The organism is Dongshaea marina (assembly GCF_003072645.1).
Taxonomy (GTDB): domain Bacteria; phylum Pseudomonadota; class Gammaproteobacteria; order Enterobacterales; family Aeromonadaceae; genus Dongshaea; species Dongshaea marina.
Map to the genome: position 1 here is coordinate 3,982,336 of NZ_CP028897.1, position 12,389 is coordinate 3,994,724.

General features: G+C 53.7%; 12 protein-coding genes. All 12 read right to left on the reverse strand.

Annotated elements, in window-relative coordinates; all coding sequences use genetic code 11:
* On the reverse strand, nucleotides 1-462 hold the full coding sequence (fabZ, locus tag DB847_RS18630; protein WP_108652049.1) for a 3-hydroxyacyl-ACP dehydratase FabZ: 462 nt from the start codon (nucleotides 460-462) through the stop codon (nucleotides 1-3).
* 27 nt (nucleotides 463-489) lie between these two features.
* Nucleotides 490-1,509 (reverse strand): UDP-3-O-(3-hydroxymyristoyl)glucosamine N-acyltransferase, encoded by a 1,020-nt coding sequence (lpxD, locus tag DB847_RS18635; protein ID WP_108652050.1) that lies wholly within the window; start codon nucleotides 1,507-1,509, stop codon nucleotides 490-492.
* A gap of 4 nt (nucleotides 1,510-1,513) precedes the next feature.
* Nucleotides 1,514-2,032 carry an OmpH family outer membrane protein gene (locus DB847_RS18640; RefSeq protein WP_108652051.1) on the reverse strand — a complete coding sequence of 173 codons (519 nt, stop codon included), beginning with the start codon at nucleotides 2,030-2,032 and terminating at the stop codon, nucleotides 1,514-1,516.
* A gap of 23 nt (nucleotides 2,033-2,055) precedes the next feature.
* Entirely contained in the window at nucleotides 2,056-4,482 is a 2,427-nt protein-coding gene (gene bamA / locus DB847_RS18645) for an outer membrane protein assembly factor BamA (protein WP_108652052.1), read from the reverse strand.
* Nucleotides 4,483-4,511: 29 nt separating this feature from the next.
* Nucleotides 4,512-5,864 (reverse strand): sigma E protease regulator RseP, encoded by a 1,353-nt coding sequence (gene rseP, locus DB847_RS18650; protein ID WP_108652053.1) that lies wholly within the window; start codon nucleotides 5,862-5,864, stop codon nucleotides 4,512-4,514.
* Nucleotides 5,864-7,060: a 1-deoxy-D-xylulose-5-phosphate reductoisomerase gene (ispC, locus tag DB847_RS18655; RefSeq protein WP_108652054.1), complete on the reverse strand. Its 1,197-nt coding sequence runs from the start codon at nucleotides 7,058-7,060 to the stop codon at nucleotides 5,864-5,866. Before ispC ends, rseP begins: the two co-directional genes overlap by 1 nt.
* A gap of 9 nt (nucleotides 7,061-7,069) precedes the next feature.
* Entirely contained in the window at nucleotides 7,070-7,924 is an 855-nt protein-coding gene (locus tag DB847_RS18660) for a phosphatidate cytidylyltransferase (protein ID WP_159084744.1), read from the reverse strand.
* A 13-nt stretch (nucleotides 7,925-7,937) separates the two neighbouring features.
* Complete coding sequence (gene uppS, locus DB847_RS18665; protein WP_108652056.1) at nucleotides 7,938-8,720, reverse strand: polyprenyl diphosphate synthase; 783 nt, start codon at nucleotides 8,718-8,720, stop codon at nucleotides 7,938-7,940.
* 73 nt (nucleotides 8,721-8,793) lie between these two features.
* Entirely contained in the window at nucleotides 8,794-9,351 is a 558-nt protein-coding gene (gene frr, locus DB847_RS18670) for a ribosome recycling factor (protein ID WP_108652057.1), read from the reverse strand.
* Between the two features lie 74 nt (nucleotides 9,352-9,425).
* Entirely contained in the window at nucleotides 9,426-10,160 is a 735-nt protein-coding gene (pyrH, locus tag DB847_RS18675; protein WP_108652058.1) for a UMP kinase, read from the reverse strand.
* Nucleotides 10,161-10,229: 69 nt separating this feature from the next.
* A complete protein-coding gene (gene tsf, locus DB847_RS18680) occupies nucleotides 10,230-11,108 on the reverse strand; it encodes a translation elongation factor Ts (RefSeq protein ID WP_108652059.1) in 879 nt (292 codons plus the stop codon).
* A gap of 111 nt (nucleotides 11,109-11,219) precedes the next feature.
* On the reverse strand, nucleotides 11,220-11,957 hold the full coding sequence (rpsB, locus tag DB847_RS18685; protein WP_108652060.1) for a 30S ribosomal protein S2: 738 nt from the start codon (nucleotides 11,955-11,957) through the stop codon (nucleotides 11,220-11,222).
* Nucleotides 11,958-12,389: the final 432 nt, after the last annotated feature.

Below are 12,389 nucleotides of genomic sequence, written 5' to 3' on the forward strand. Positions count from 1 at the left end.
TTAGCTCACTCTTTTGGCACACATTAGCTCGGCAGTACACACTACCTCACCGTCGACGGTAGCAACGCCGGTAAACTTGGCAACGCCACGACGCTCTTTTAAAAACTCTACATCCAGAACCAGCTGATCGCCAGGCACCACCGGACGCTTAAAGCGCGCATTATCAACCGATGCGAAGTAGTAGAGCTCATTTTCAGCAGGCTTACCCGTCATCTTAAATGCCAGGATCCCGGTCGCCTGAGCCATAGCTTCAAGGATCAGTACCCCGGGAAAAACCGGACGCTTAGGAAAATGGCCCTGGAAGAAGGGTTCATTAAAAGAGACATTTTTAATCCCCTTTAATACTTTACGCTCTTCACTAATCTCGTAATCTGCAACCCGGTCCACCAGCAAAAAAGGATAACGGTGCGGCAACAACTCCAAGATTTCCTGGATGTCTAACGGATTCAATTCGTTACTCAAAATCTAAACCCTTCTAAAATGCAGTAATTAATCTTGTTCAACTTGCTTGGCAAGCTGGTTCAAACGCTTGTGCATCTCTTCGATCTTTAGGACCCGGGCAGCCGTGCGACGCCACTGCTGATTGGTCTGCAAAGGAATGCCTGATGAGTAGGTCCCGGGTTCTGTAATAGGACGCATCACCATCGCCATACCGGTTATATTGACATGGTCGCAAATTTCCATATGGCCATTGAATACAGATGCTCCGCCAATCATACAGTATTTACCGACCTTAAGGCTACCAGCCATGATGGTTCCGCCCGCAATTGCGGTTCCGTAGCCTATCTCAACGTTGTGGGCGATCTGACACTGATTGTCGATCACCACATTGTCGGCAATCACTGTATCATCCACCGCACCTCGATCGATGGTGGTGCAGGAGCCGATCTCGACCCGCTCGCCGATGCGCACGCTGCCAGACTGAATAATCTTGACCCACTCGCCACGTTCATTGGCATTACCGAAACCATCGGCACCGATGACACTACCGGAGTGAATGCTAGTCATACGGCCCACGCTGACGCCATGATAAAGGGTGACATTGGGATAGAGCTTAACCCCCTCACCCAGGGTCACATTGTGACCGACCACGGTACCGGCGCCGATCGATACCCGATCGCCCAACACGCAGCCCGCCTCAACCACCGCATTGGCACCGATATTCACATCGGCCCCCAGGATCACATCGTCGGCAACCACGGCCGTTGGGTGGATCCCATCAGCAATCGCAGGTGCAGTATCCAGCAGCTGACTGGCCTTGGCGTAGGCCACATAGGGATTGGCTACCACCAGGGCATTGGTCTGGCAGAAGGGCAGATCGCCCTCGGTCAGCAGTACCGCTGCCGCCTCGCTCTGCGCCAACTGCTCGCGAAATTTACGGCTGGTGATGAACGAGAGATCGCTAGAGCCTGCGCGGTTCAGTCCCGCCACCTGGGTGATCTCCCGCGAGCCATCACCATGCAGCTGGGCACCCAGCTTATCAGCTAATTCTTGTAAGCTAATCGCCATAGATTTATTTGCTCTTATTGAGTTGCTCAACAACCTGCTTGGAGATATCCATGTCAGGTGTTGTATAGGCCACTGCAGGTGCTTGTAGGACCAGGGCCAGCTGCTGCTTCTGAGCTACCGTCTTCACCGCCTGCTGAATAGTGACCAACAGCTTGTTACGGGCATCGGCAAAGGTCCGCTGCTCATCCTGCTGAAGCAGCTGACGCTTGAGGTCGAACTGAGACTTAAGCTCGGTCACCTGACGTGACAGCTTGGCCATCTCGTCGCTGCTCATGAAATCTTTATCTTTTTTCTGCTTGGCCAAGATGCCCTGGATCTTCTGACCCAGCTTTTGCAGCTCCTGCTGACGGGCAGAAAACTTCTTCTGCATCATCTGGTTGATCTGCTGCTGTTGTGGCAGGGCTTGGAGCACCTCGGCAACATTCACCACGCCAATCTTCTGTGCTGCGGCCGCATAGGCAGAGGAGATACCGGCAGCCATCAGAGCCACACTCAGTCCAGCAATTTTAATAAAACGATTCACAACTAACTCCTTAGTCTTCAGGCTCAGAATGTGCCGCCAATGTTGAATGAGAAAAACTCTGTTTCATCGCCTTCGTACTTCTTAATCGGGGTGGCGATGGCAAAAGATAACGGCCCCAGGGGAGATACCCAGGTCAAACTCGCTCCCACGGAGGCACGAATATTACTCGGAGATCCATAATCCTGCAAATTATTACAATCTCCGGAGGTACAAACCAGGTTATCGTAGTTGATGGTGGTATCCCAGACCGTCCCCATATCCATAAACAAAGTGGTCCGCAGTGAGCGCTGATAAGTATCCGAGGCAAACGGCGTCGGCACGATCAGCTCCACAGAGCCGGTCGCCAGCGCATTGCCACCAATCGCCTGGCCGCTGGAAGATACACCGTATTGACTGCCAGTGTTAATTCCAGTGTATTGTAGCGCCTGTGGCCCCACCGAGTTGGCCTGGAAGCCGCGCAGGCTCGTGGTTCCCCCCGCGTAGTAATGCTCGAAAAACGGCAGGGTCTCGCCACTGCCATAGCCGTTGCCGTAGGCAAGGTGCAGCTTGGTGGAGAACACCCACTTCTGATCTTCGGACAGCGGAATATAGTCCTGATTGGAGAAGCTTAGCTTGTAGAACTGAAGGTCCGATCCCGGAACCGTCATCTCACCACGGACAATCTGGCGACTGCCATCGGTGGGCAGCAGCCCCTTATTAAAGGTATTACGCACCCAGCTCAGGGAGCTCTTGTAGAGATTAAAAGCGAGCGAGTCATCACTGCCCGACTGATCGTAGAGATCCCAGAAAGCCTGAGTCTGCACATAGCTGTTAGGCTGAGTCATCTTGTTGCGCTCATAACCACCGCTCAGGTAAATATTCTGATCTTCGGTGATCGGGAAGCCCAGGGTTGCCTCATAACCATACTTGGTGCTGTCGTAATCAAGCAGGTTGGCATCCGCCGCCTGGAATTTTTGTCCGTACAAGCGATTGCCCAGGCTCACCCCGTCTAGGGTGAAGTAAGGATCGGTATAGCTAAGGTTCAGATTCTGCGAGTATTTGTTGGTATTGACGGTGAAGGCCGCCTTGTTACCGGTTCCCAGGAAGTTGGTCTGGGTCAGACCACCCTGCAGGCTCATCCCGGACTCGGTTCCGAAACCAATACCGGCATTGATGCTTCCGGTGTTCTGCTCCTTGACCTTGACGTTGAGATCCACCTCATCGTTACTGCCGGAAACCCGCTGGGTATCCACATCCACGGTCTGGAAGAAGCCAAGCTGCTCCAGGCGCTGCTTGGAACGCTTCACATCACCGCTGGAGAGCCAGGTGCCCTCCATCTGGCGCATCTCCCGGCGCACCACCTCATCTTTGGTGGTGCTATTGCCGCTGACGTTGATCCGCCGCACATAGATGCGGTGCCCCGGATCCACATAGATCATCAGCTTGACCTTGCGGGTCTTATCATCAATCTGCGGGTAGGTCACCACCTTGGGATAGGCGTAGCCAAATTTCGCCAGATAATCACTGATCGCATCCTGGGCCTTGTTCACCAGAGCTGCCGAGTAGGTCTCTCCGGCCTTGATCGGGATGAGTTTGCGCATCTCATCGCCCTTACCGATGAGCTTACCGTTGAGCTCAACATCTGAGACCTGATACTTGGCTCCCTCATGAACATTGAGGGTGATATAAATTGATTTTTTATCCGGGGTGATGGAGACCTGGGTCGAGGTGACCTTGAAGCGAATATAGCCGCGGTCCATGTAGTAGCTACGCAAGGACTCAATATCACCGGCCAATTTCTGCTTCTGGTACTTCTGGCTGGTCATGATGTTCCACCAGGGCGCATCATCACTCAATTGGAACTGGTTGATCAGAGTCTGCTCGGGGAAAACCGTATTGCCGACGATATTGATCTGCTGAATTTTAGCCGCCGGACCTTCCACAAAGTTAAAGCGCAATGCCACCCGGTTACGGGGCAGTGGGGTCACGATCGGATCGACCGTGGCCCAGTAGCGTCCGGTGCTGTAGTAAAAATCTTCCAGCTCCTTAGAGACCTGACGCAACACCGGCCGGTCCAATGCATCACCGACCTGCAGATGAGAAGACTTAAGCGCTTCTTTGAGCTGCTTATCCTTGATGGCACTGTTACCGGAAAAATCGATGCTACTAATGGTGGGTCGCTCGTGAACCTTAACGATCAGGGTTCCATTGTCTTGGTAAAGCTGGATATCATCAAAGTTCCCTGAGCTGTAAAGCCGCTTAATCGCCTGCTCCACCTCTGTGGTTCCGACCCGATCACCGACCCGAACCGGCAGCTCGAGCAAGGCCGCCCCCAGAGAAACCCTTTTAAGCCCCTCGACCTTAATATCTTTCACCACAAAGGAGTGTGAAGACGGGAGGTGGCTGGCTGCATTGGCCATGAAACTGGCACCGAGCAAACACGAAATCGCAAGAGCGCTTTTGACTGCCATAGTTGTTGTTTTCTTCCTGTGATCTGTCTTCATAAACGTGCAAAATCGTTCAATATGGCGATTCCCATCAAGCAGACGAGAAGCGCAATTCCGATACGAAAGCCATATTCCTGAACCTTCTCCGGCACAGGGCGCCCCGTCACCGCCTCGATGATAAAGAACAACAGGTGCCCTCCATCAAGAACCGGCAGCGGTAGCAGATTAACTATCCCCAAGTTGACACTGATAAGTGCCAGAAATGCTAAAAAGTAGATAAAGCCATAATCAGCACTGGCTCCGGCGCCCTTGGCAATCGAGATGGGGCCGCCGAGGTTATTGACCGAGACTGCCCCTGTGATGAGCTTACCCACCATCTTGAGGGTCAGCCCCACCATATCCAGGGTCTTTTGTGAGGCGACCCCGAAGGCCTGCACTGGGCCATACTGTATCAGAACCTGATCTGACTTGGGTAACGGCTTGCTCACGGGAACCACACCGGCAAAACCAACCTGCTGCTGGCCAAGCTGCTTCACCCCGGGAGTGAGAGTTGCGCTTAACTCCTCTCCCTGGCGACGCAACGTCAGATCCAGCGGCTTGGAGGCGCTATCGCGCACCAGGGTGACAAACTCCGACCACTTGGTCAGAGGCTTATCATTGACCGCCAGCAGGGTGTCCCCCTCCTTTAGGCCCGCCTTGGCAGCCGGAGAGTTAGGCAGCACCTGTGCCAGTTCCAAGAGGAGCTGGGGGAGTTTTGGCTGAAACCCTAAGCTGTCAATCGCCGAATCCCGGTCGGGATTATACTTCCAATCCTTGAGGGACAAGGTGAACTCACGAGGCATCTGGGTCGCAGCAGAGCGAGCCTTGAGATACATCTGTGACTCACCGATATGGGAGACAATTTCAAGGTTCACCTGCTCCCAGCTCGGAGTCTCATCCCCATCGATCGACACTATCTCCATGCCTGGCTGGATCCCGGCTTTGGCAGCGATCGAGTGAGGCACCACATCGGCAACGATCGGCTTGACGGCTGGCACCCCTATCATGAACACCAGCCAGTAGGCGAGAATCGCCAGGATGAAGTTCGCTATAGGTCCGGCGGCAACAATCGCCATCCGTTTCCAGACCTTCTGATGATCAAAAGCGACGGCCTGCTCACCCTCTTTGAGCTCATCGACCCGGCCATCGAGCATTTTGACATAGCCCCCCAGAGGAATGAGGGCAATCACATACTCGGTCCCATCCTTGCCGACTTTGCGCCACAGCGCCTTACCAAAGCCAACCGAGAAGCGCTGTACCTGCACACCACAGCGGCGGGCCACCCAGAAGTGGCCAAACTCATGAGCCGTGACCAGGATCCCCAGCACGACCACGAAGGCGCCTACATCCCATAAAAAACTCAGCATCAATGTCCTACCTGGGTCAGCCAATCGCCACAGCGGCGCCTTGTCTCACCATCCAGCTGTAAAATATCGTCCAATGTGCCACAGGCTTCACCCGAGAGTGCGGCAAGCGCTTTCTCACAAAGCTTAGGGATCGCGGTAAAGCCCACCCGGCCCTCTAAAAAGGCTGCGACCGCCACCTCATTGGCCGCATTCAGCACAGTCGTAGCGCTCTGGCCCTGCCAGCAAGCCTCGATTGCCAGTTGCAGGCAGGGATAGCGCAGTGGATCTGGCTTTTCAAAGCTCAGGGTTCCACAGGAGAGCAGATCCAAGGGCTCAACTCCGGCATCGATGCGCTGCGGATACGCCAGCGCATGGGCGATCGGTGTACACATATCCGGTTGTCCCATCTGGGCCAACACCGAGCCATCTTTAAAAGAGACCATGGAGTGGATCACCGACTGCGGATGGATCACCACCTCAATGTCACTTCGCTTAAGATTAAACAACCAGCGAGCCTCAATATATTCCAGTCCCTTATTCATCATCGAGGCAGAATCAACCGAGATCTTAGCGCCCATCGACCAGTTGGGGTGAGCGATCGCCTGCTCTACCGTAACCGAGGCCAGCTGCTCCAGGGGCAGCTTACGAAACGGGCCTCCGGATCCGGTTAACAGAACCTGCCGGACTCCGGCGCCAGCCAGATCACAGTGCCCCAGCTTGGTCTGAACCTGCTCGGGCAAACACTGGAAAATGGCGTTGTGCTCACTGTCAATTGGCAACAGCTCGGCTCCATGAGCCCGGGCTGCTTCCATCATCAGGGCGCCACTCATCACCAGCGACTCTTTATTGGCCAGAAGAATCCGTTTGCCCGCCTTGATGGCACTCATGGTAGATGAGAGCCCGGCAGCCCCGACTACGGCCGCAATCACCACATCCGATGCAGGATCCGCGGCCAGCTCATCCAAAGCCCCCTGCCCCTCCAATACCTGAGTTGGGCAACGGCTGGCAGCCAAAAGTTCCCGTAACCTTGCCGCAGCCTGAACGTCCACCAGCGCGGCATAGTCCGGCTGAAACTCCAGGCACAGCTCGGCCAGAGCCTCGGCGCTCGAATGGGCGGCCAGGGCACTGACCCGATAACGATCTGCGTTACGCCGTAACACACGCAAACTGCTTTGGCCAATAGAGCCGGTCGCTCCCAGAATCGTCACGCCCTGCATCATCACTCCTTAACTGAGCAGTCGATAGAAAAATACAAACACGGGTAGTGCCGCCGTCAGGCTGTCAATGCGATCCAAGATACCACCATGGCCCGGCAGGATCTGTCCACTATCTTTGATCCCCGCCTCACGCTTGAACATGCTCTCGGTCAGATCGCCCACCACGGAGAACAGTACCGCCGCCAGAGAGCTCACCAGCCAGACATACATCTCGTGCCCCCGGTAACCGATGCAGTAACCAATGATTGCCGCCACAATTACCGCCAGCACCACACCACCGGCGAGGCCTTCGCGGGTTTTGCCAGGACTGACTTTAGGTGCCAGCTTGTTCTTACCCAGGGCACGGCCACAGAAATAGGCCCCGGAATCGGCGACCCATACCAGGACCATCACGCTCAACAGTCCCCAGCCACCATGCATGGGTGCATCCACGTTGCCCGGCGCAAACACCAGCACCATGGCCCAGTAAAACGGAATCAGTGTCAACACTCCGGAGAAGGATTTGAGCCAGGAGCTCTTAAACCAGAAGCCTGTGCCCCTGGGGTAGACAGCGATCATCCACACCGAGAACAGCCACCACAGGACAGACAGGGATAGCATCAGCTCTAGGGCTTTATCATTGAAGGTCGCAAGCTTGATATCCTCAATGACAAAACCGCCGGAGAAGGCGACAATCACCAGTGTCACCACGGCACTCACCACGCAAACGGCACGCTTGTTACACAAAAAGCGCCCCCACTCGTAGCCCGCCGCTGTTACCAGCAAGGCTGCCACTATGGTAAACAGATTCAACGGCAGGAAAAATATGCACCCCAGAACGACAGCGACCAACACGATGGCGGTGATGATTCGTTGTTTGAGCAAGGAAAACCTCTCTTTAAACAGTAGATTGAGCCTGGCCGGAGATCAGCTCCCGGATCTGCTCTCCGGTGCAGCCAAAGCGGCGCTCGCGACGAACAAAGGAGGCGACCGCTTCACTAAAAGCGGCGTCATCAAAATCAGGCCATAACAGGGGAGTAAAATAGAGCTCTGCATAGGCAAGTTGCCATAGCAGAAAGTTACTGATCCGGCAGTCTCCTCCGGTACGGATCAAAAGATCGACCGGGGCCAGCTCGGACATGCAGATGTGTTGTGACAGCAGCGCCTCATCGATATCATCCACCGCAAGGGTTCCTTGCTGAACCTTAAGCGCAAGCGCGCGGCTTGCCTGTGTGATATCCCAGCGGCCACCATAGTTAGCCGCAACGTTAAGCTGCAGGCCGCTGTTGTTTTCGGTGAGCGCTTCGGCCTGAGCAATCTTCTTGCGCAACCTGTCACTAAAACGGCTGAGATCACCAATGATTTTTAGTCGGACATTGTTCTTATGTAGGCGTTTGATCTCTGAGCCCAGAACTGTAAAAAACAGCTCCATCAGTGCATTGACCTCTCCCTCGGGACGACGCCAATTTTCACTTGAAAACGCGAACACAGTCAGAGCTTCCAGCTTGAGCTTGACTGCAAATGAAACTGTATTGCGCACCGCCTTTACCCCGGCCTTGTGGCCGAAGACCCGCATCTTGCCACGCTCCTTGGCCCAGCGACCATTGCCATCCATGATGATAGCAACATGTCGAGGCAAACTGGCCTCACCAGTTTGAGTCAGTGCATCTGGTAATGACATCCCATCTCTCCGCAGCAAAAGGAACGCCGTGCAGGGAACTACACGGCGTCGGCTACTATAACTGAATAACGGATTATATTTCCATTAACTCATCTTCTTTTACAGACAAGAACTCGTCAATTTTCTTGATGTAGCCGTCAGTGATCTTCTGAACGTCGTCCTCAGCGCGACGCTCATCATCTTCACTGATCTCTTTCTCTTTGAGCAGCGCCTTGATGTCGCTGTTCGCATCGCGGCGAATGTTACGTACGGCAACACGGCCCTGCTCCGCTTCAGCGCGAACCAGGCGGATCAGATCTTTACGACGCTCTTCCGTCAGAGGAGGCAGGGGAATACGGATCACTGTACCTGCTGATGATGGGTTCAGTCCCAGATCGGACATCATGATCGCCTTTTCAACCGGCTGGATCAGGGTCTTATCAAATACGGTGATCGCCAGGGTGCGCGCATCTTCTGCAGTCACATTCCCTACCTGACGCAGTGGAGTTGGAACACCATAGTACTCAACTGTGATGTTATCCAGCAGGCTAGGGTGTGCACGTCCGGTGCGAATTTTTGCCATATGGGTGTTGAACGCCTCAACGCTCTTCTCCATACGCTGTTTTGCGGATTCTTTAATATCGTTAATCACGGCCACTATCCTTTCAAAACCTTTCAGGAATAAATCCGCTCTATTCTAGCGCAAACTGCACCAAGAACCAGAGCTTATTGCGCGAGTTGGTGAATAAGAGTCCCCTCCTGGTCTCCTGAGATCACCTTGGCCAGGGTTCCGGGCTTGTTCATGTTGAACACCCGAATCGGCATTCCGTGATCGCGAGCCAGGGTAAAGGCCGCCAGATCCATCACCTTAAGCTCTTTTTCCAGCACCTGGCTGTAGTCAAGCTCATGGTAGAGTTCCGCTTGTGGATCTTTAACAGGATCGGCACTGTAGACACCATCAACCTTGGTCGCCTTGAGCACAACATCCGCTTCGATTTCGATACCGCGCAGACAGGCCGCCGAATCCGTGGTAAAGAAGGGATTACCGGTTCCTGCAGAGAAGATCACTACCCGGCCCTGACGCAACATACTGATCGCATTGGCCCAGTTGTAGTTATCGCAGATCCCCTGCAGTGGAATCGCTGACATCACCCGTGCATTGACATCAACCCGGTGCAACGCATCACGCATCGCCAGACCGTTCATCACGGTTGCCAGCATCCCCATGTGATCGCCAACCACCCGGTTCATCCCGGCTTCGGCCAGGCCGGCACCACGGAACAGGTTACCACCACCGATAACCAGGCCAACCTGCACACCACGCTCAATCAGCTCCTTGATCTCCAGCGCCATGCGATCCAGTATCGAAGGGTCGATACCAAAACCATCCTCGCCCTGCAGCGCTTCGCCGCTGAGCTTCAACAAAACTCGCTTATAGACGGGTTTGGAAGAGGTTGTCATCTTTTTGTGTCTCCCGATGCTAAAAGACCGCGGCGAGCCGCGGTCTTGATGAATCAAATCAAGCGGCGATTAAGCCTTGGTTGCGTTGATCTGAGCCTGAACTTCTGCTGCGAAGTCTTCTTCTTTCTTCTCGATACCTTCACCAACTTCGAAACGTACGAAGTTAACTACGTCAGCATTTTCCTGCTTCAGCAGCTGAGCAACGCTCATGGAAGGATCTTTAACGAAAGGCTGACCAGTCAGAGAGATCTCACCGGTGAACTTCTTCATACGACCGGTAACCATCTTCTCTGCGATCTCTGCAGGCTTGCCAGAGTTCATCGCGATGTCGATCTGGATCGCTTTCTCTTTCTCAACAACGTCAGCCGGAACATCTTCAGGCTTAACGAACTGAGGGTTACAAGCAGCAACATGCATTGCGATATCTTTAGCCAGCTCGGCGTTGCCACCGGTCATGTTCACGATAACACCGATACGGCCACCGTGGATGTAGCTTGCCAGAGTCTCACCTTTAACCAGGGTCACACGACGCAGGTTCATGTTCTCACCGATCTTAGCAATCAGGTTGGTCAGAGAGGTTGCAACGTCTTCGCCGTTTTCAAACTCAGCAGCATTCAGAGCCTCAACAGACTCGATGCCGTTCGCCAGAGCGATCTCTGCCAGCTTGTTACCGAATGCGTTGAAGCTTGCATCCTTAGCTACGAAGTCAGTTTCGCTGTTCAGCTCAACCAGAACCGCCTTATCTGCGTCAGCTTTACCGAAGATGATACCTTCAGCAGCAACACGGCCAGCTTTCTTAGCTGCCTTTGCCTGACCAGACTTACGCATGTTCTCAATTGCCAGCTCGATGTCTGCATCCGCAGCTTGCAACGCCTTCTTACAATCCATCATACCTGCGCCAGTACGCTCACGCAGTTCTTTAACCAGAGCAGCTGTAACAGTTGCCATTTCAATAATCCTCGCTCTTGTTTTGACAAGAAATAGGGGCCAAAAGGGCCCCTATTAAGCAAATCGGTTTTCAATCAACCGGTAAAGGGCGACTTAAAAAGTCGTAACGCCTTACTCGCCTTTGTTTTCAGCGACGAACTCGTCTTGCTCAGCCTGAACAGCGATGTCAGTCTCACGAGCTTCGATGACAGTGTCAGCTGCAGCATTCAGGTACAGCTGAACAGCGCGGATCGCGTCGTCGTTACCAGGGATGATATAGTCAACACCATCTGGGTTAGAGTTGGTATCAACCAGAGAAACAACAGGGATACCCAGGTTGTTTGCTTCTTTAATCGCGATGTGCTCGTGATCGGCATCGATTACGAACAGAGCGTCAGGCAGGCCGCCCATGTCTTTGATACCACCCAGGCTCTTGTCCAGCTTTTCCATTTCGCGAGTACGCATCAGCGCCTCTTTCTTGGTCAGCTTTTCAAAAGTACCGTCCTGGCTCTGTACTTCCAGATCCTTCAGACGCTTAATGGACTGACGAACAGTTTTCCAGTTAGTCAGCATACCGCCCAACCAGCGGTGATCCACGTAGAACTGGTCACAACGCTGAGCAGCCTGCTGAACCGCTTCGCTTGCAGCGCGCTTGGTACCAACAAACAGGATCTTACCTTTCTTAGCAGCAACAGAGCTGATGAAGTTCATCGCATCGTTGAACATTGGAACGGTTTTTTCCAAGTTGATGATATGAACATTGTTACGAGCGCCAAAGATATAAGGCTTCATTTTTGGGTTCCAGTAACGAGTCTGGTGACCGAAATGTACGCCCGCTTTCAGCATGTCGCGCATAGAAACTTTTGCCATTTTAATCCTCTCTTAAGGGTTAGGCCTCCACGCATCCCATAGCACCGACCCTTGCGGGCACCCAGGTGTATGTGCCGATACGTGTGTGTTTTAACATATGTCCGCCCGAACAGCTCGGGACGAACGACGAACATTAGGCGCGCTTTATACCATAAGCACAAATTTATGGCTAGTTTTTTGTCGACCTAACGGGTGGTGGTTTGTATGTAGCTGCGCTACGGCTGGCTTTGTGGTTTCGCCACATCACGCCGGTGCTGACCGGCGACAGGAAATTATAATGATTCGGCCTGCGGATAGCTTATTTTTGCAGCTGCGCTGCATAGATGTCGGGGGCGCCCGACAGCGCCCTACTTTTGTATCGTCAAAAGTAGGCAAAATCTCGCTACGCACGATGGGTCCAACCATCGACCTTCGCAGCTCGCCATCCATGTC